Source organism: Dactylosporangium vinaceum (assembly GCF_019904175.1).
Lineage (GTDB): Bacteria > Actinomycetota > Actinomycetes > Mycobacteriales > Micromonosporaceae > Dactylosporangium > Dactylosporangium vinaceum.
In genome coordinates this window covers 7,327,085-7,344,665 of record NZ_CP061913.1, presented here as the reverse complement: position 1 = coordinate 7,344,665, position 17,581 = coordinate 7,327,085, and the positions used below count along the sequence as shown (strand labels likewise).

The 17,581-nt window shown below is 73.8% G+C and carries 16 protein-coding genes; 7 read left to right on the top strand and 9 right to left on the bottom strand.

What is annotated here, in order from left to right; all coding sequences use genetic code 11:
- The first annotated feature begins 15 nt into the window (after nucleotides 1–15).
- Nucleotides 16–2,355 (top strand): alpha-xylosidase, encoded by a 2,340-nt coding sequence (gene yicI / locus Dvina_RS32840; protein WP_223093171.1) that lies wholly within the window; start codon nucleotides 16–18, stop codon nucleotides 2,353–2,355.
- Nucleotides 2,356–2,365: 10 nt separating this feature from the next.
- Nucleotides 2,366–3,313, top strand: coding sequence for a fibronectin type III-like domain-contianing protein (locus Dvina_RS32835; RefSeq protein ID WP_223093170.1), 948 nt, complete (start codon nucleotides 2,366–2,368; stop codon nucleotides 3,311–3,313).
- Nucleotides 3,314–3,458: 145 nt separating this feature from the next.
- On the opposite strand, the gene Dvina_RS32830 is transcribed toward Dvina_RS32835, so the two are convergent.
- The gene (locus Dvina_RS32830) at nucleotides 3,459–3,923 is read right to left on the bottom strand and encodes an RrF2 family transcriptional regulator (RefSeq protein ID WP_223105837.1); all 465 of its coding nucleotides are present in this window, start codon (nucleotides 3,921–3,923) and stop codon (nucleotides 3,459–3,461) included.
- Between the two features lie 93 nt (nucleotides 3,924–4,016).
- Here Dvina_RS32830 and Dvina_RS32825 point away from each other — a divergent pair, with 93 nt between their 5' ends.
- A complete protein-coding gene (locus Dvina_RS32825; protein WP_223093169.1) occupies nucleotides 4,017–4,757 on the top strand; it encodes an SDR family oxidoreductase in 741 nt (246 codons plus the stop codon).
- Here Dvina_RS32825 and Dvina_RS32820 read toward each other — a convergent pair.
- A complete protein-coding gene (locus Dvina_RS32820) occupies nucleotides 4,727–5,785 on the bottom strand; it encodes a hypothetical protein (protein WP_223093168.1) in 1,059 nt (352 codons plus the stop codon). The genes Dvina_RS32825 and Dvina_RS32820 overlap by 31 nt on opposite strands.
- Nucleotides 5,786–5,870: 85 nt before the next feature.
- Nucleotides 5,871–6,497, bottom strand: a complete 627-nt coding sequence (locus Dvina_RS32815) for a TetR/AcrR family transcriptional regulator (RefSeq protein WP_223093167.1) — start codon at nucleotides 6,495–6,497, stop codon at nucleotides 5,871–5,873.
- Between the two features lie 86 nt (nucleotides 6,498–6,583).
- On the opposite strand from Dvina_RS32815, the gene Dvina_RS32810 reads away from it, so the two are divergent.
- The gene (locus Dvina_RS32810) at nucleotides 6,584–7,639 is read left to right on the top strand and encodes an aldo/keto reductase (protein WP_246655467.1); all 1,056 of its coding nucleotides are present in this window, start codon (nucleotides 6,584–6,586) and stop codon (nucleotides 7,637–7,639) included.
- Between the two features lie 111 nt (nucleotides 7,640–7,750).
- On the opposite strand, the gene Dvina_RS32805 is transcribed toward Dvina_RS32810, so the two are convergent.
- On the bottom strand, nucleotides 7,751–8,191 hold the full coding sequence (locus Dvina_RS32805; RefSeq protein WP_223093166.1) for a hypothetical protein: 441 nt from the start codon (nucleotides 8,189–8,191) through the stop codon (nucleotides 7,751–7,753).
- A 112-nt stretch (nucleotides 8,192–8,303) separates the two neighbouring features.
- On the opposite strand from Dvina_RS32805, the gene Dvina_RS32800 reads away from it, so the two are divergent.
- Complete coding sequence (locus Dvina_RS32800; protein ID WP_223093165.1) at nucleotides 8,304–10,058, top strand: tannase/feruloyl esterase family alpha/beta hydrolase; 1,755 nt, start codon at nucleotides 8,304–8,306, stop codon at nucleotides 10,056–10,058.
- Here the strand turns inward: Dvina_RS32800 and Dvina_RS32795 are convergent.
- The 3 genes from Dvina_RS32795 to Dvina_RS32785 form a co-directional block, all read right to left on the bottom strand.
- Nucleotides 10,055–10,675, bottom strand: coding sequence for a GNAT family N-acetyltransferase (locus Dvina_RS32795; protein WP_223093164.1), 621 nt, complete (start codon nucleotides 10,673–10,675; stop codon nucleotides 10,055–10,057). The two genes, Dvina_RS32800 and Dvina_RS32795, sit on opposite strands and share 4 nt — an antisense overlap.
- A 63-nt stretch (nucleotides 10,676–10,738) precedes the next feature.
- Nucleotides 10,739–12,160 (bottom strand): glycoside hydrolase family 26 protein, encoded by a 1,422-nt coding sequence (locus Dvina_RS32790; RefSeq protein WP_223093163.1) that lies wholly within the window; start codon nucleotides 12,158–12,160, stop codon nucleotides 10,739–10,741.
- A gap of 104 nt (nucleotides 12,161–12,264) precedes the next feature.
- Nucleotides 12,265–13,503, bottom strand: a complete 1,239-nt coding sequence (locus Dvina_RS32785; RefSeq protein ID WP_223093162.1) for a hypothetical protein — start codon at nucleotides 13,501–13,503, stop codon at nucleotides 12,265–12,267.
- Between the two features lie 228 nt (nucleotides 13,504–13,731).
- Between Dvina_RS32785 and Dvina_RS32780 the strand changes: the two genes are divergently transcribed.
- Complete coding sequence (locus Dvina_RS32780; protein WP_223093161.1) at nucleotides 13,732–14,637, top strand: GNAT family N-acetyltransferase; 906 nt, start codon at nucleotides 13,732–13,734, stop codon at nucleotides 14,635–14,637.
- On the opposite strand, the gene Dvina_RS32775 is transcribed toward Dvina_RS32780, so the two are convergent.
- Together Dvina_RS32775 and Dvina_RS32770 are read right to left on the bottom strand one after the other, a co-directional pair.
- Nucleotides 14,604–15,290 (bottom strand): endonuclease/exonuclease/phosphatase family protein, encoded by a 687-nt coding sequence (locus Dvina_RS32775; protein WP_223093160.1) that lies wholly within the window; start codon nucleotides 15,288–15,290, stop codon nucleotides 14,604–14,606. The two genes, Dvina_RS32780 and Dvina_RS32775, sit on opposite strands and share 34 nt — an antisense overlap.
- A gap of 5 nt (nucleotides 15,291–15,295) precedes the next feature.
- Entirely contained in the window at nucleotides 15,296–16,234 is a 939-nt protein-coding gene (locus Dvina_RS32770) for a MarR family winged helix-turn-helix transcriptional regulator (RefSeq protein WP_223093159.1), read from the bottom strand.
- A 127-nt stretch (nucleotides 16,235–16,361) separates the two neighbouring features.
- On the opposite strand from Dvina_RS32770, the gene Dvina_RS32765 reads away from it, so the two are divergent.
- Nucleotides 16,362–17,573: a low temperature requirement protein A gene (locus Dvina_RS32765; protein ID WP_246655466.1), complete on the top strand. Its 1,212-nt coding sequence runs from the start codon at nucleotides 16,362–16,364 to the stop codon at nucleotides 17,571–17,573.
- Nucleotides 17,574–17,581 lie beyond the last annotated feature (8 nt).

The following is a 17,581-nucleotide window of genomic DNA, read 5'->3' as shown; positions in this document are numbered from 1 at the left end:
ACACCTGGAGCCCGCATGAAGTTCACCGACGGGTACTGGCGTCTGCGCAGCGGCGTCGAGCCGCAGTACCCCGTGCACGTCCGCGACGTCGAGGTCAAGTCCGACCGGCTCACGGTCTATGCGCCGGCCAAGCGCGTCGCGAGCCGCGGGGACACGCTGAACATGCCGCTGCTGACCGTGCAGTGCACGGCCCCGGCTCCGGACGTGATCGCGGTGCGGGTCACGCGGTATGCGGGCGGCGTCGACCGCGGCCCGCACTTCCGCATCGAGACCGACCCGGCCGCCTCGCCGAAGGTGACCCGGGACGAGGAGTACGCGACGTTCACCTCCGGCGAGCTCAGCGCCCGCTTCGCGCTCGGCGACGAGTGGCGCCTGGAGTTCGCGGCCGGCGGGCGGGTGCTCACCACCAGCCCGCGCAAAGCCCTCGCCGCGCTGGCCACCGACGACGGGCACTTCCTGCGCGAGCAGCTCGAGCTCGGGGTCGGCGAGACCGTGTACGGCCTCGGCGAGCGGTTCGGCCCCCTGGTCAAGAACGGCCAGACCGTCGACGTGTGGAACGCCGACGGCGGCACGAGCAGCGAGCAGGCGTACAAGAACGTGCCGTTCTACGTCACCAGCGGCGGCTACGGCGTGTTCGTGAACGATCCCGGCCCGGTGTCGTTCGAGGTCGGCTCCGAGGCGGTGTCGCGGGTCCAGTTCAGCGTGCCCGGGCAGGTGCTGGAGTACCTGGTCGTCTACGGGCCGACGCCGAAGGAGGTGCTGCGCAAGTACACGGCGCTCACCGGGCGCCCGGCGCTGCCGCCGGCCTGGTCGTTCGGGCTGTGGCTGTCGACCTCGTTCACCACCAACTACGACGAGGCCACCGTCACGGCGATCGTGGACGAGATGGCCGAGCGGGACCTGCCGCTGTCGGTGTTCCACTTCGACACGTTCTGGATGCGCGAGTTCCACTGGTGCGACTTCGAGTGGGACCCGGAGACGTTCCCGGACCCGGCCGGGATGATCGCCCGGCTCAAGGCCAAGGGGCTGCGCATCTGCCTGTGGATCAACCCGTACATCGCCCAGCGCTCCAAGCTCTTCGCCGAGGGCGCCGCGGCCGGCTACCTGGTGACGTACCCCAACGGCGACGTGTGGCAGTGGGACCTGTGGCAGGCCGGCATGGCCCTCGTCGACTTCACGAACCCGCAGGCGCGGGCGTGGTACCAGAGCAAGCTCAAGGCTCTGCTCGACCTGGGTGTCGACGCCTTCAAGACGGACTTCGGCGAGCGCATCCCGACCGACGTGGTCTGGTATGACGGCTCGGACCCGGCCCGGATGCACAACTACTACACGCACCTGTACAACGAGGCGGTCTTCGAGCTGCTGCGCGAGCACCGCGGGGACGGGGAGGCGGTGCTCTTCGCCCGCTCCGCGACCGCCGGCGGGCAGCAGTTCCCGGTCCACTGGGGCGGCGACTGCGAGTCGACGTTCCCGTCGATGGCCGAGAGCGTGCGCGGCGGGCTGTCGCTGGCGATGTCCGGGTTCGGCTTCTGGAGCCACGACATCGGCGGCTTCGAGGGCACCCCGGACCCGGCCGTGTTCACCCGGTGGATCCCGTTCGGGCTGCTGTCCTCGCACAGCCGGCTGCACGGCAGCGGGTCGTACCGGGTGCCGTGGCTGTTCGGCGACGAGGCCGTCACCGTGCTGCGGGAGTACACCCGGCTCAAGGCCCGGCTGATGCCGTACCTGTACGGCGCGGCCGTGACCGCCCACCGCGAGGGTGTGCCGGTGATGCGGCCGATGGCGCTGGAGTTCCCGGACGACCCGGCCTGCGCCCACCTGGACCGCCAGTACATGCTCGGCGACTCCATCCTCGTCGCCCCGGTGTTCAGCGCCGCCGGCGACACCGCGTTCTACCTGCCCGCGGGCCGCTGGACGGACCTGCGCAGCGGGGAGGTGCTGACCGGGCCGGGGTGGGTCAGGCGCCGGTACGGTATCGGCGATCTGCCGGTGCTCGTCCGGCCCGGCTCGGTCATCGCACTGGGCGCGCACGACGACCGTCCGAGCTACGACTACGCGGACGGTGTGACGCTGCGCGCCTACGAACTGCACGACGGGGTGGGCGTGACGGTCGAGGTCCCCACCCCGCAGGGCCGGCCGGCGGGAACGTTCACGGTCCGCCGGTCCGGGACCGACGTCGAGGTGCGCCGCGGCGGGAGCGCGGCGCCCTGGCGGGTGCAGCTGGCCGGCGTCGACACGGTGGCGGCCGTGGACGCCGGCCGGCTCGCATCCCCTTCGGCTCCCTTCGCCGACGGTGGCGTCCTCGTCGAGGCGGACGCCGACCTGGAACAGGTGATCGTGCACCTCCACAGCTAGGAGGCACCGCATGTGCAGGCTGATCGTCATGTCCCCGACCGTGTCGCCCGCTCCCGCCCCGGCGCCCACCGGCGTCGGGGCGGCACCCCCGCCGGAGGCGTCTCGCGACCCACGGCGGCCGATGGCCGTGCGCGTCGACGACCTGCCGCACCGGCTCGCGCTCGACGAGGCCCGTGGCCCGCACGCCACCGACCCCGACCGGTGGGACGGGCTCTCGTCCACCGCGTTCCGGTACGGCGCCGTGTCGCTGTCGCAGTCCACGATGGACAGCCGCGGCACCGTGCAGGTCACGCTGGACGTCACGAACACCGGCACCCGGGCCGGCGACGAGGTCGTGCAGCTGTACACGCACCAGCGCCGGTCGCGGGTGCCGCAGCCGCCCGAGGCGCTGCGGGGCTTTCAGCAGGTGCACCTCGAGGCGGGTCAGACCAGGCGCGTGACGTTCTCTCTGGCGGCGTCGGATCTGCGAATCTGGGACGCGACGCGCAACCGGTGGGTCGTCGAGAGCGCCACCCAGGACATTCTCGTGGGTACCTCCTCGGCCGACATCCGCTCGCGGGCGCAGCTCGAGGTGCGGGGCGACACCATCCCGCCCCGTGACCTGCGCGCGGTGCGGGCCGCGGACTTCGACGGCTCCTCGGGCACCGTCCTGGCCGGCGGCACCGTGGTGGCGGCCACCGCGGCCGGACAGTGGCTGTGCTACGCCGACGCCGACCTGTGCGGCGGCCCGGGAACGTTCACGGCCCGGGCGGCCGTCCCGGGCGACCCGGCGACGCTCCAGGTCCGGCTGGACGACCCGGTCCACGGTCGGGTCGTGGCCACGGTGAACCTTCCGGCCACCGCTGACGTGTACACCTATGCCGACATCACCGCACGTCTGCCGCGTCTGGGCGGCCGGCACGACGTGTACCTGGTGTTCGGCGGTCCCGCGCGGCTGTCGACCTTCTCGCTGCGCTGACGGGAACGGGGCCGGCGCCGCGTGTGGGGCGGCGCCGGCCCTTCCCCGTCTCCGCGCTCAGGCGCCTCCGTCCGGCCTGACCGGGGTGGGCCCGGGCGGACGTCCGCGGGCCGGTCATGCCGATGCGCACTTGTCGCACACGGGTTCAGCCCAGCCACTGGCGCACGGTGAGCAGTGTCGACGGGCCGCTGTCGGCGGTGACCATCTGGGCCAGGTCGGCGATCGTCACCGCGCGCAGCGACGCCCGCCAGGCATCGTCGGCGGCCATCATCGTGCGGTGCACGGGGCACGGAAGCGTGCACGCCTCGGCCGGGGCGGCCAGGGGACCGCGCTGTCTGATCTCGGTGCAGGTGAAGGCCGGGGCCGCACCGTCGACCGCCTCGACCACGTCCAGCACGGTGATATCCGCCGGATCCCGGGTAAGCGCGTAGCCGCCGGCGTGGCCCTGCACCGAGTGGATCAGGCCGGCCCGGGCCAGGCTCTGCAGCTGCTTGGCCAGGTAGCTGCCGGACACGTCGTGCAGCTCGGCCAGCCGGGCGGCCGGCACGGGCCCGCGCGCGGCGGTCAGCACGACGCAGCAGTGCACGGCCCACTCGACGCCGCCCGACATCTTCACCCGCCCATCCTACTTGACTCGGACACGTGGTGTCCGGGTACAGTCAGGTCATCCCGGACAAGAGTTGTCCGAGTTGGAGGTTCAGTCATGAAGATCGTTGTCTTCGGGGGCACCGGCCTCATCGGCCGCAAGCTGATCGCGCTGCTCGAGCGGGCCGGCCACGTGCCGGTCGCCGCGTCACCCAGCTCGGGCGTGGACACCATCGCCGGCATCGGGCTCGACGAGGTCCTGGCCGGCGCCGACGTGAGCGTGGACGTGACCAACTCGCCGTCGTTCGCCGACGACGACGTGCTCGCGTTCTTCCGCACGTCGACCGCCAACCAGCTGGCCGCGGCGGCCAAGGCGGGGGTCGGGCACCACGTCGCCCTGTCGATCGTCGGTACCGATCGGGTGCCCGACAGCGGCTACCTGCGGGCCAAGGCGGTCCAGGAGGAGCTGATCACGAGCGGCCCGGTGCCGTTCACGATCGTGCGGGCCACCCAGTTCTACGAGTTCGCGGCCGGGATCGCCGCCTCCGCCACCGGCCCCGACGGCACTGCCCACCTCACGCCGGCCAAGCTCCAGCCGGTCGCCGCCGACGACGTGGCCCGGCTCCTGGCCGAGGTCGTGCCGGCGCCGCCGGTCAAGGGCATCGTCGAGCTCGGCGGCCCGGAGAAGATCGGCCTGGACGAGTTCGTGCGCCGGGCCGTCGACCCCTCGACGATCATCGTCACCGACCCGGCGGCCACCTACTTCGGCGCGCACATCGACGACACCCAGCTCACCACCGGCCCGCACGCGCACATCGGCGCGATCGGCTACGCGGACTGGCTGGCCGCCCGGTCATAGGGGAGCCCGGCCTGCTCGAACATCAGGCCCGCACTGCCGTTCGTGGGGTCCCAGAGCTCCTCGTGCTCGGCGAGCGCGTGGAGGTACACCCGCCGCTGCTCGTGCGGCAGCGCCTGCAGGAGGACTCCCCAGTCGTCGCGGACGGTGTACACGCTCACGATCGGCGCGAGCGCCAGTGCGGCCGGCAGCAGCCGCGCCCGGTCGGCAACGCGGTCCACGGCGGCGGCGATCAGCGGGAAGCGCACGTGCCTCGGGAGCTGGGGCGGCCTCCTGCCGAACCAGGTCGCGATGGCCGCCGGGTCCGCCAGCGCGGCCAGGATCTCCGCGGTGGCCGCCTCGTCATCGGCGAGCGCCGGTGCCAGGGCGGCGCAGGCGCGGACACCCGGATGCGGATCGGTCAGGAACGGCCGGACGTCCTGGCCCAGCTCGGCCATCGTGAGCACGATCGCGGCCCGCTCGTCCGGGCCCGCCGCGGCCGCGAGCGCCGCCAGCCCGTCGGTGCCGATCCCGCACGCGCCGATGGTGGCGGCGCCCGACGCCCGCACGGCCGCGTCGTCATCGGCGAGAGCGGCCCGGGCCGCGGCGGCGATGACCGGGATGATCTCGCGGCAGCCGGCGACGGCCCGGCCGTAGACGGCGTTGCCGAGGTCCTCGTCGGCGTAGACGGCCTCGTCGTCGTCCTCCTCGATCGCCCGGCGCAGCTCGGCCTCCTGCTCGGGTGTGAGGTCCTCGATGTCCCGATCGGTGCTGCGCCCGGCCGCGGCCACGGCGCCGAGGAAGTCGAGCAGGTTGGCCCGCAGCGGCGCGTCCGACGGCCCGGCCAGCCGCGGATCGCCGACGAGCGCGGCCACGGCGAGCGCGGCCGGCGGCGTCGCCAGCCACGGCGTGCCCTGGTGGATGATCGCCCCCCAGAGGTGCTGCTGGGCCGCCCGCTTCGCCTCGGCGTCCCCGCCCGTGAGCGCGGCCAGGTGCCCGGGCGTGTCGGTGGCCGGGCCGTACGCGTGCAGCAGCATCCCGAAGTCGACCATTGCCGCAACCTACCGTTGCCCGGGCGGCGCGGCAGTCCTCGCTCGCCACGCCCGGCCGTCCGGGGTCGCGTCCCAGTTGCCCGCCTCAGGCGTTCGGGGCGCCGGGAGCACTCCCGGCCGCGGTGTAGGCACCGGCCCGGGCGGCGGCGAGGGCGGCGGCGGCGGCCCGGTCGGCGGCGGCCTCGTCGAGGGGGTCGCCGGAGATGAGCAGGCGGTAGTACAGCGGGGCGGAGACGGCGCGGATCACCTCGCCCGGGTCGGTGCCGGGCGGGAGGTCGCCGCGGGCCGTCGCCCGGGTGACGCAGGGAGACCACTCGGCGATGCGGATCGCGTAGAAGCGGTGCAGGGCCTCGGCTGCGCGCGGGTCGCAGGTGGCGGCGACGATGACGGCGCGGAACAGCGGGCCCTGGCGGGGGTCGGTGAGCGTGCGCTGGACCAGGCGAGCGTTCGCGCGCAGGTCGCCGGCCAGGGTGCCGGTCTCCGTGCGGGGCACCGACTGCTCGGCCATGTCGGACAGCAGGTCGGCGACCAGGGCGGCGACGGTGCCCCAGCGCCGGTACACCGTCGTCTTGCCGACGAGCGCGCGGCGGGCCACGTCGGCCAGGTCCAGGCGGTCGAAGCCGTGCTCGATCAGGGCGTCGGCCGTGGCCTGCAGCACGGCCGCACGGACGCGTGCGGTCCGTCCGCCGGGGCGGGTGGTGGCGGCCGTCATAACGGTTCTCCGGTTCCATTAAGAGTCGGGTGCCTGCTATGGTACCGCCGAACCTTAACGGAATCACAGTACCTTTAATGGGAGGCATGGTGGAGTACCGACGACTCGGCTCTTCGGGTCTGCACGTCCCGGCCCTCAGCTTCGGGGCCGGCACATTCGGCGGCGCGGGGCCGCTGTTCGGCAACTGGGGCAGCACCGATGCCCGCGAGGCGCGCCGGCTCGTCGATGTCTGCCTCGACGCCGGGATCACGATGTTCGACACCGCGGACGTGTACTCCGACGGCGCCTCCGAGACCGTGCTCGGCCAGGCGATCCGGGGCCGGCGCGACGCCGTGCTCATCTCGACCAAGAGCGGGCTGCCGACCGGCGACGGGCCCAACGACGCCGGAACGTCACGGGCGCGGCTGATCCGGTCCGTCGACGCGGCGCTGCGCCGGCTCGGCACGGAGTACATCGACCTGTATCAGCTGCACGCGTTCGACGCCGGGACGCCGGTCGAGGAGGTCGTGGGCACGCTCGACGATCTCGTGACCGCCGGCAAGATCCGCTACCTGGGCGCGTCGAACTTCTCCGGCTGGCAGCTCATGCAGTCGCTGGCCGTGGCCGACCGGGACCGCCGCCGCCGGTACGTGGCGCACCAGGTCTACTACTCCCTCGTCGGCCGCGACTACGAGTGGGAGCTGCTGCCGCTCGGCCGCGACCAGGGCGTCGGCGCGGTCGTGTGGAGCCCGCTCGGCTGGGGCCGGCTCACCGGGCGGGTCCGCCGGGGTGCCCCGCTGCCCGACGGCAGCCGGCTGCACGCCACCGCGGAGTTCGGCCCGCCGGTCGACGACGAGCGGCTCTTCGCCGTCGTCGACGTCCTCGACGAGCTCGCCGCCGAGACCGGCAAGGCGGTGCCGCAGATCGCCGTCAACTGGCTCCTGCGCCGCCCGACGGTGGCGAGCGTCATCATCGGCGCGCGCAACGAGGAGCAGCTGCGCCAGAACATCGGCGCGGTGGGCTGGGCGCTGACCCCCGAGCAGGTGGGCCGCCTCGACGCCGCGAGCGCCCGCCCGGCGCCGTATCCGTACTTCCCGTACGAGCGCCAGGAAGGCTTCGCCCGGCTCAACCCGCCGCTGCACCGCACCGGGGCCGGGCTGTAGGGCCCCGCGGAGGGGGTGAAGGGCCGGCCGCATCGGCGACGCTCACAGCGCCGGCGTCGCCGTGCCCCGGCCGCCCGGCCCGTCCGGCGGGCCGCCCGGGACTGTCGCCGATCAGGCAAAGGCGGGCTCGGCCTTGAAGCGCGGGTCCAGGCGGACCGTCGGCAGCAGCCGTTGCATGATGATGGCCTCGCGGAAGCCGGTCATGCCGCGCTCGGGCGCCTGGAGCTTCAGCACGGTGCTGCAGGTGGCCCGGGGCACCGTGCAGGAGGCGATGAACACCTGTCCGTGGCCCCGCGGGTGCCTCAGCTTCACGAGCTGGCGCACGGCCGGCACGCCGTCGACCGGCTCGACGGCACAGTCGACGAGCCCGACCCCCGCCGCCGCCGTGTGCCGCGCCAGCGCCGCCTGCAGCTGCGGCACCGACTCCAGCGGGGCCGGCAGGTCCGGCGGGATGTCGAAGTAGTGCAGGCTCAGCACGATGCCGTTGCCGCTCGGGACATTCCTGACGGCGCCCGGGTTGCCTGCCGGCGCGAGTTTCGGTGTCGGGTTCAAGATTGACGCCTGTCCACGTCCGTACTTGGCTTTCCGTGCTCGTCTCGCGGGGGTCGCCGGCGTCGCCGGAGGCCCGCGATGACGCGCTCGCCGCGGAACCGGGAGGACAGCCATGCGCGCTCGCCTGTGGGGCCGGAAGCCGGGACGGGCCGTGGGGCTGCGGGCGTTGCCGGCGCTGCTGGCCGTCCTCGCGCTGGCCGGTGGCGGGCCGGCCGGGCCCTACACGACAGTGGCCGCAATGCCCGGCGCGGCTGACGGCTCGGGCTCCGGGCCGGCCGTGGTGCTGCCGAAAGTCGACTGCGCGAGCCTCGTCGGGCAGGACCTGTCGGAGACGCCCGGGGCGGCGGCGGTCGTCGGGTCCGCGACGGCCACGACCTCGCCGGGTGGGTGGGCGGCCTGTGAGGTCAAGGGGATCGCGGCGCCGCAGATCCAGTTCGACGTGCTGCTGCCGACCAGGACGTGGCGGCAGCGCTATCTGCAGACCGGGTGCGGGGCGTTCTGCGGCAGCGTCGACTTCTTCGCCGACGCGGCGGACGGGTGTGTGCCGCTGGACCGCGGTGACTTCGTCGTCGCCACCAACAACGAGGGGCACGTCGGCGTCTCCGGCTTCGACGCGACATTCGGCGCCGATCCGCAGCTGCGGGTCGACTTCGGCTACCGGGCCGACCACGTGGTCGCCCTCGTCGCGAAGCGGCTCATCGCGCTCTACTACGGGCAGGGGCCGCGCTACTCGTACTTCGACGGCTGCTCGCAGGGTGGCCACCAGGGGCTGACCGAGGCGCAGCGCTACCCGCACGACTTCGACGGTATCGTCGCCGGCGCCCCGGCATCGCTGCTCACGTCGCTCATCGTGTGGTCGGCGGGCTGGCACGCCACGGCGAACACCGACGCGCAGGGCCGGCCCATCCTGACCGCCGCGAAGCTTCCCGCGCTGCACGCCGCCGTCCTGCGCGAGTGCGATGCCCGCGACGGGCTCGCCGACGGGCAGATCGACGACCCGCGGGCCTGCTCGTTCGATCCGCGGAGCCTGCGCTGCCCGTCGGGGACCGACACCGCGACCTGCCTCACCGACGCGCAGGTCGACGCCGTGCGCAAGCTCTACGACGGGCCGCGCGACGAGCGGGGCCGGCGGATGTACCCGGGCGGCGAGCCCGTGGGCTCGGAGGCGAACTGGGCCCGCTGGGTCACCCCGACCGCGACCGGCGCGCCGGCCGTGGCCGAGGGCAACGCGACGAGCGCGCTGAAGTACCTCGCCTACGCGTCCCCGCGGCCGTCGATGACACTGCGCGACCTGCACTACGACTCGGCGACGTTCTACGAGATCTTCCAGCGGGCCGGCATCTACGACGCGAGCGACCCCGACCTGAGCGCCTTCCGTGCCGCGGGCGGGAAGCTGCTGCTCTGGCACGGCTGGGCCGACCAGGCGATCTCGCCGTACGGGACGATCGCCTACTACCACGCCCTCACCGAACGCATGGGCGGCGTGAACGCCACGCAGCGCTTCGCCCGCCTGTTCATGCTGCCGGGCGTCGCCCACTGCGGCGACGGGCAGGGACCTGACGCGTTCGACGCGATCACCCCGACCCTCGCCTGGGTCGAGCAGGGCGTCGCACCCGACCGGCTCGTCGCCACGAAGCGCCAGGACGACGCCGTCGTGCGGACCCGGCCGGTGTACCCGTATCCGATCGTCGCCCGCTATGACGGCAGCGGCAGCAGCGACGACGCGGCGAACTTCACCCCGGCACCGCCGCCCGTGCGCTACGAGGACGACATCGCCTGGCTCGGGTCGTTCCGCTCCGGCTACGAGCAGGTCTGCGGCTGGCAGGACGGCCGCTGGACCTGCACGCCGGCGCCGCCGCCGAGCTAGTGCGCCGGACCGGCTGCGGCCTCCTGCGCGCCGTGCGCCGCCCGCCACGCCGCGATCTGCGCTTCCACCTGCTCCAGCTCGGGGTCGCGCAGGCCGACCGTGTCGGTGGTCCAGAACGCCTCGGGATAGATCAGCCGGCCGACCATCCACGGCTGGTGCGACGGGAGCAGCACCACCTGGAACCCCGGGATCGGGACGCGGGTGGAGGGCGGCTCGAACCCGAGCGGGGAGGCGTAGCCGAACCCGCGGCGTCCGTAGTAGTCGGGGCTGCCCTCGAGGAAGACGGCCGGCGCGTCAGTGGCCTCGGCGGTTGCCAGCGCCGCCTTGACCAGTGCGGTGCCGACGCCTTGGCGCTGGCGGTCGGGGCGTACCGACAGCGGGGAGAGCACCAGCACCTCGACCAGCTCACGTCGGGCGTCCACCCAGGCGCGGGAGAGGCCGACGTGCCCGACCAGCTCCCCGTCGACGACGGCGACAAGGCTCGCCCGCGCAGCTCCGCCGGCCCGCAGGGCGCGCATCATCTGCACGACCCGGCCGTCCGCCGGCTCGCCGAATGCCGCCGCGACGACCTCCTCGGCGCTCAGCGCATCGGCCGGCGTCGCATCACGGATCTCCATGGCGCGACCCTAGTGTCAGCGCCCGGCGGGTGCACCGGAATTCTCCGCGTGAGCGCGAACGGCTCAGCCGGCGGCGATGATCTCCCGGTAGCGGGCGGCCGCGGCCGGGTTGGCGCCCGGCGGATACACGCTGCAGCGGCAGTAGTCGGCGGGCTCGTTGAACAGCGTCACGAACGCGATGGTGCCCGGCGGTTTGGCCCGCAGCCACGAGTACACCTCTGTGAAGAAGGCCGGGTCGTCGTAGCCGTTCATGACACCGAACTCGCCAAGGGCGAACGGCAGCCCTTTCGAGCGGGCGAAGGTGTACCACCAGTCCCAGCCGTACTGCTTCGTGAAGTGCGCGGCCGCGTCCCGGTCGTAGCTCGGGTGCCAGTCGTAGGCGTCGATGGCGACGACGTCCACCAGGCCGGGCACGAACAGCGTCGAGGCGTCCTTGACCAGGCCCGGCTCGCTGGTGCCCTCGTTCGGGTTGAACACGATCCGCAGGCCCGGCGCGGCCGTTTTGAGCAGGGTGGCGGCCCGGGTGAACTGGGCGCGCCACACGGCCGGGTCGGTGGCCAGGGAGGTGCAGCAGTTCATCTCCCAGCCGAGCCGGACGTACGCGTCGGCGTCCACGGCCGCGATCTCCGCCGCGAGCTCGGCCCACTCCGCGTCGGTCCCCGCGCTGCCGTCATCGCTCCAGAGGGGTACCGCCACAATGAAATCGTCCCGGACGGCGCTGAACGAGGCCGGGACGCTGTCGGCCCACCACGGGTTCAGCAGCGCCGTGAACGTCGCCCGCGACGTGAACGCCAGGATGTTGTCGACCGGGCGCCCGCGCCACGCGGCGAAGGCGTCGGCCTGGGCCGGGTCGTGCAGGAAGTAGCCGCCATCGGACCAGGGCAGCCCGGACGCTCGCCCCGGCCCCGCCCCCAGCCCGGGAGCGGGAGCGGCCGCACCGGCCGGTGCCCGGGTCGCGGACGGGCCGGGGCCGGCCGGGTTGCTCACGATGTCGGCGCGGTCGAACGTGAACACCTTCCCGCCGGCCGACGCCGGGTGCTTGCGGTTCGTCAGGCGCAGGACCAGCGTGTGCGCGCCGTCGGCCAGTACGGGCGATGTCCACACGCGCTCGGCCGCGGCCGAGGCGGCCGGCGCGTACTCGTCGACGTCCGCGGCCGGGCCACCGTCGATCGTTGCCGTGGCAATGAACGCCGCCGGGTCCCGCACGCCGTACACGGCGATCTGGCGGCCCGTGAATCGCACGGTGGCCGCGGCGCCCGTGACGTCCGTCCACACGTAGCTGTTGTCGCTCGCCTTGGCGCAGGTGCCGGCGCAGCGGCTCCAGCCGCCGGTGAACTGGGCCTGGCCCAGGCCGCCGCCGCGGGCCGTGTCCTGGATCGCCGGGTCGGCCGCGGACGCCGACCAGGGCAGCGAGACCAGGCCGGCGACCGCCAGGACCAGCGCCACCGCGCCCGCCAGCGGCCACCCCAACGCCCGAATCCGCACGGCACCAGTCATACCAGCGATCCGGCGCCGCGGCGAAAGAAGAGCAAGTTTCACGGGCGTCGTGGACCGGGCCGCTGCGCACGCGCGGGCGACCCCGCCGCGCGCTACTGCCGCCCGGCCTGACGGACCGCGGCGGCCGCGTCCTTCGCCACCGCCGGCCACTCGGCGCCCAGGACCGTGCGGGACGCGGCCTCGACGGTGCCGTACCTGCGCACCACCTCGGTGAAGAACGCGAACAGCTTCGCCTCGCCGAAGCGCTGCGCCAGGTACGCCACGGCCAGCAGGGCGATGCCGTACCGGGCCACCGTGTCGTCGAGCGTCGCCCCGGCGGCCGGCGGGCCCAGCGCGACGGTGCCGTCCCAGCGGCCGGCCGTGAGGTAGCGCTGCACGGCGTCGAGGTCGTCGTGCAGCGCACCGCCGTCGCCGTTGGCGATGTACTCGGCGATGCCCTCGACCAGCCACCAGGCGCCGGCCGGGTAGCGGTTGCCGACGAGCGTGACGACGTGCGCGAACTCGTGCGTCATCATCGTGAGATTCCAGTCGTCGGCGCGGATCGAGCGGTCGTGGACGACCACCTCGGCCGTGCCGGGCTGCAGCGGGATCGTGTACGCGGCGGCGTTCTCGGTGTCGCCCACGTACCAGCGTTTCCACTCCTCGTCCCCGGCGACGTACACGAGGTAGCGGCGCGGCGGCCCGCCGAACGCGGAGGCGGCCCGGTCGTCGATCGGCGCGCCCCGCTCGGACGCCTGCAGCAGCCGATCGAGGAGCTCCGGTGCCACCGACCCGGCCCCGGCGACCGTGACCCGCTCACCCCGTCGCACGGTCAGCCGGGACCGGTCCCAGGGCCGGTCGGTCTGCTCGTAGCCGACCAGCCGGACCCGGCCGTGCACGACCGTCCACTCGGTGTCGATCAGCAGCGGGATCGGCGTGCAGCCCGGGTCGTCGAAGCAGTAGCCGATCGACACCGGCAGCCGCCAGGCGCCGTTCACCTGTCCCGGCACGCCGTTCGTGGCGAGGTCCCAGCGCGTGACGTGCAGCGCCGTGAGCGCGTCGAACCGGTCACCGGCCCGGTCGCGCAGCGTCGTGTCGGCCACCGGGATCGCTCCCAGGTAGGCGTCGCGGTCACCGTGCAGCACGGCCGCGGTCTGGCCCTTGAGCACCTCCTGGATCGCGTACAGCGGGTTCTCGCCCGGCCCCACGACCGGCCCGGTCCGCTCGAACGCGGCGGCGGCGTACGCGGTCGAGCCGGGGCCGAGCGAGACCAGCTGCGCGGCGAGCACGGCCGCGGCCGCCACCACGGCGGCCGCCAGCGCCACCACGGTGCCGGTGCGGACTCTCGTCATGCCGGGACCGTAGACGGCCGCCGGCCCGCGGTCCGCCGGCCGGGCCGTGGCTGGCACCAATCCGGGAATTAATCGGGTGCCGGGCACGCTCCCGGCGCCTACAGTGGGCGGCGGTCACGGTGCGCAGCCGGCGGATACTTCTCTGGCGAATCCGGCCCCATGGGACGGAAGGGTTCAACTCCCTCCCCGCCGGCGCTCTGATCTCGTGGCCCCTTTCGAAGGGCGGCTATGCAGGGCTTCAGGACCCGGGCGTGCGGCCCGCAGGACGCGGCGGCGATCGCGGAGCTGGTGAACCTGGCCGACCGGGCCGACGGGCTGCGGGGTGAGTACGCCGTGGCGGAGTTCGAGGAGCTGCTGCGGCACGAGGTCCGTGACCTCGGCACCGACACCCTGGCCGCGCTCGACGGCGACGGGCGCCTGGCCGGTGTCGGGATCGTGCCGCTGGCGCAGGGGGATCGGGTCGAGCTCATCGGTGCGGTACATCCGCAACGGCGCGGTCTCGGGATCGGGCGCGCGGTGCTGGCCTGGCAGCTGCGGGTCGCCGCGGGGCATCGGGCCCAGGTCATCGCCGCGGTGGGCGACCGGCCGTCGATCCGGCTCTACGCGCGGTTCGGGTTCCACGTCGTTCGATACTTCGTGGAGATGTCGGCGCCGATCGGCGACCCGCCGGCGCAGCCCGGGCCCGAGGGACTCCGGGTCGTGCCGTTCGACACGACACAGGCTTTCGAGTTGTACCGCGTGCACGCCGCCGCCTTCGCCGAGCTCTGGGGTCACCAGGAGAGGAGCTTCCCGGAGTGGAAGGCGCTGACTGTGGAGTCGGAGCAGTTCCGGGGCGACCTCGCGCGGCTGGCGCTCGACGGCGACGCGATCGCGGGGTTCGTGCTGCCGTACGACCGGGGCACGCTCTACATCGGCCAGGTCGGCACCGCCCCCGACCGGCGGCGCCGCGGCATCGCGACAGCGCTGCTGACCGAGGTGCTCGCGGCGGCCGGCGCACAGGGGTTCACGGTCGCCACCCTCACCATGGACGCGGCCAACCCGACCGGCGCGCCGTCCGTCTACGCCCGGGCCGGGTTCGCCGTCGACCGGCAGGTGGCGGCCTACCAGTGCACGGCCGCCGACAGCAGGTTGTGATCGGACAGGCCGTTCGCGTCCTCGACCCGGGCCGGGTGCGCCGCGCCGCCGCGCACGGCGACGTGGTCGATGTCCGGGACGCGGGCGCCCGGGCGGGTCGGGAGCGATCCCGGTGCCGTGCCCGCGACCGTGAAGTCCGGGCCCAGACCGGCCGAGACCGTCGCGGCGTCCGCGTTGAAGTCCCCCAGGAGCACGGTCCGGTCGGACGACGCGGCGGCCAGCCGGGCCAGCTGGCGCCCGGCGGCCGGGCCGAAGCCCACGTGCGTGCACACGATCAGCGCGTCGAACGCGGCCACCGCCAGCAGCCCTTTGCCGGGGTCACCGGCGAAGGACTCGCCGGCCACCGCCCGGGACGGCCCGGCGGTCAGGATGACCAGGTGCTCGCCCCGGTCCTGCAGGTGCGGGTCGGTCCGGCGCACGGCCGGGACGCGCGAGTACCGGTACGCGTGCACGGTGAAGTGCAGACCGTGCAGTGCGGCCAGCTGATCGCCGCTGACCTCCTGCAGCGCGACGACCTGCTCCGGGCGCCGGGCCAGCACGGCGGCGATCGCGTCGACCCGGTCCGTCTCATCGGGCCAGCGCACGGTGACCGGCTCCGTGTAGTTCTCGGCGTGCACGCGATGCAGCACGTTCCAGGTCGCCACGGTCAACACGGCGCTCAACCTACCGCGTCACCCTCACCGGCCGGCTCACCCGGCAGCCGCGGCGGCCGCGGGCTGACGCGCTTCTCGAACCAGTGGTGGGCGTACGGCTCCGCGTTGAAGGGGTCCACTTCCTCGTAGCCGGTTGAGCGGTACAGCTGCAGCGCCTCGTGCAGTGTGTTGTTGGTCTCCAGGCGCAGCACGGTGGTGCCGGCCGTGGCCGCGACCGCCTCGAGCTCGGCCAGCAGGCGGCGGCCGAGGCCCAGGCCGCGGGTGGTGGGGGCGACCCACATGCGCTTCACCTCGGCCGGTGCGCCGGCGTGGAACTTGAGCGCGCCGCAGCCGACCGGTTCGCCGTGCAGTGTGGCCACGAGCAGGACACCGCTGGGCGGGGTGAGCTCGTCGTCGGCGGCGGAGATGCTGCGCCCGGGGTCGAAGCCACCGGGGAACCGGCCGGCCAGCTCCTCGTAGTAGGCCCGGATGCAGTGCCGGGCGTGCGGGTGCCGGGGGTCGAGCGGGGCGACGGCGACCATCGACGTCGTCAGCAGCCGCTCGACCTCGGCCATCGCCTCGACGAGCCGGGCCCGCTGCCGTTCGCTGAGCGGGCGCAGGATGGACGCGGCGAGCTCGTCGGAGCGCGTCTCGAGCTCGCGGCGCTCACCGAGCCCGGCCGGCGTCAGCCGCACGGTCCGCACCCGCCCGTCACCCCGCCCGGCCGCCACGACGACGAGGCCGTCGGCTTCGAGGGTGCGCAGCAGGCGGCTGAGGTATCCGGAGTCCAGCCCGAGCCGCTCGCGCAGCTGCCGCACATCAGCCCCGTCCGCACCCACCTCCCAGAGCACCCGGGCCAGGCCCAGTGACCGCTCCCGGGCCATGTACTCGTCCTCGAGCGCTCCGATCCGCTGCGTCACCGTCCGATTGAACCGCCGCACCTGCTCGACCGCTGCCGCTTCCATTTCTCTGACTATAGTCAGAGATGTGCGTCACGGGCTGCCGCACGGTGCGGAAAGGCCCGTGCCGTGTGGTCGATGGTTGTGCGGGTACTGCAGACCGGGAGCATGCAGCACCGGCCGGGGAGGACGAGTGACACATGACCAGCAGCGACTGGACGATGAGGAGGCCGAGCAGGTTGAGGCTGTCCGGCCGCCCGACCTGAACCACGACTCGAACCGTTCCGCGACCCGCCTGGAGCTCTTCTTCGACCTGGCCTTCGTGCTGTTCGTCGCGCGCTGTGCCGACCTGCTCGCGAAGGACGAGACGTGGCACGGCGCACTGGTGTTCTGCGCCGTGCTCACCGTCGGCTGGTGGGCCTGGGTCAGCACCACCCTCTACGCCAACCGGTTCGACACCGACGATGCGATCTTCCGCCTGCTCACCCTGGCCGCCATGGTCGGCGTCGTGGCGATGGCGGCAAGCGTCGACCGGATCGGCGGGCCGGGCGAGTACTGGTTCGCCATCGGCTACGTGCTCATCCGGCTGGCGTTGATCATCGGCTATGTGCGGGCGTGGCGGCACGTGCCCGACGCCCGGGCCACCGTCCGGCTGTACCTGATCGGCCACTCGCTCGGCGCCGCCGTCTGGCTCGTCTCGCCGGCCGTCCCGGAGCCGGCCCGCTACTGGCTGTGGGCCGCGGGCGTGCTCGTCGACCTGGCCTGGCCCACCGCGGCCGCCCGGCTCAAGGACGCCGTCCCGCTGCACCTGGAACACCTGCCGGAGCGTTTCGGCCTCTTCGTCATCCTGGTCCTCGGCGAGTCCGTCGCGGCCGTCGTGACCGGCCTGCACGACAGCGCGTGGAGTCCGTCGGTCGTGGTCACCGCGACGGCGGCCCTCGTGGTCGCGGCGGCATTGTGGTGGGTGTACTTCGACCTGTCCGGCGGCGCGGCCAAGCGGCGCCTCACGGATGAGGGGGACAAGGTCACCAAACACGGCGTCCATGACTTCTACGTCTTCATCCATCTGCCCCTGACGGTGTTCCTGGCGGCCGTGGCGGTCGGACTGGAACACGCCGTCCTGCACGGCGCTGACGACCACCTGACCACCGGGACCAGGTGGGTGCTCGGTATCTCCACCGCCGGCTACCTGCTCAGCGCGGCGGTCATGCAGGCCAAGCTCGGCGGGCGGGTGCGCGGGGCGCTGCTCTGGCCGGGGGCCGGCGTGCCGCTGGCCTTGGTGATCGCCGCGTTCGACAGGCCCGCCGTGGTGACCGTGGGGTTGTACACCGCGCTCACGGTCGTCGGCGTGCTCGCCGGCTTCCTGCTGCACCGCTCCGGCGAGGTCCGCACGGCCAAGGTCTGATCATCCGC

Coding starts and splice junctions, on each gene's coding strand:
- yicI (WP_223093171.1), top strand. CDS start 16: ATGAAGTTCACCGACGGGTACTGGCGTCTGCGCAGCGGCGTCGAGCCG.
- Dvina_RS32835 (WP_223093170.1), top strand. CDS start 2,366: ATGTGCAGGCTGATCGTCATGTCCCCGACCGTGTCGCCCGCTCCCGCC.
- Dvina_RS32830 (WP_223105837.1), bottom strand. CDS start 3,923: ATGTCGGGCGGCGTCGAGTGGGCCGTGCACTGCTGCGTCGTGCTGACC.
- Dvina_RS32825 (WP_223093169.1), top strand. CDS start 4,017: ATGAAGATCGTTGTCTTCGGGGGCACCGGCCTCATCGGCCGCAAGCTG.
- Dvina_RS32820 (WP_223093168.1), bottom strand. CDS start 5,785: ATGGTCGACTTCGGGATGCTGCTGCACGCGTACGGCCCGGCCACCGAC.
- Dvina_RS32815 (WP_223093167.1), bottom strand. CDS start 6,497: ATGACGGCCGCCACCACCCGCCCCGGCGGACGGACCGCACGCGTCCGT.
- Dvina_RS32810 (WP_246655467.1), top strand. CDS start 6,584: ATGGTGGAGTACCGACGACTCGGCTCTTCGGGTCTGCACGTCCCGGCC.
- Dvina_RS32800 (WP_223093165.1), top strand. CDS start 8,304: ATGCGCGCTCGCCTGTGGGGCCGGAAGCCGGGACGGGCCGTGGGGCTG.
- Dvina_RS32795 (WP_223093164.1), bottom strand. CDS start 10,675: ATGGAGATCCGTGATGCGACGCCGGCCGATGCGCTGAGCGCCGAGGAG.
- Dvina_RS32785 (WP_223093162.1), bottom strand. CDS start 13,503: ATGACGAGAGTCCGCACCGGCACCGTGGTGGCGCTGGCGGCCGCCGTG.
- Dvina_RS32780 (WP_223093161.1), top strand. CDS start 13,732: ATGCAGGGCTTCAGGACCCGGGCGTGCGGCCCGCAGGACGCGGCGGCG.
- Dvina_RS32770 (WP_223093159.1), bottom strand. CDS start 16,234: ATGGAAGCGGCAGCGGTCGAGCAGGTGCGGCGGTTCAATCGGACGGTG.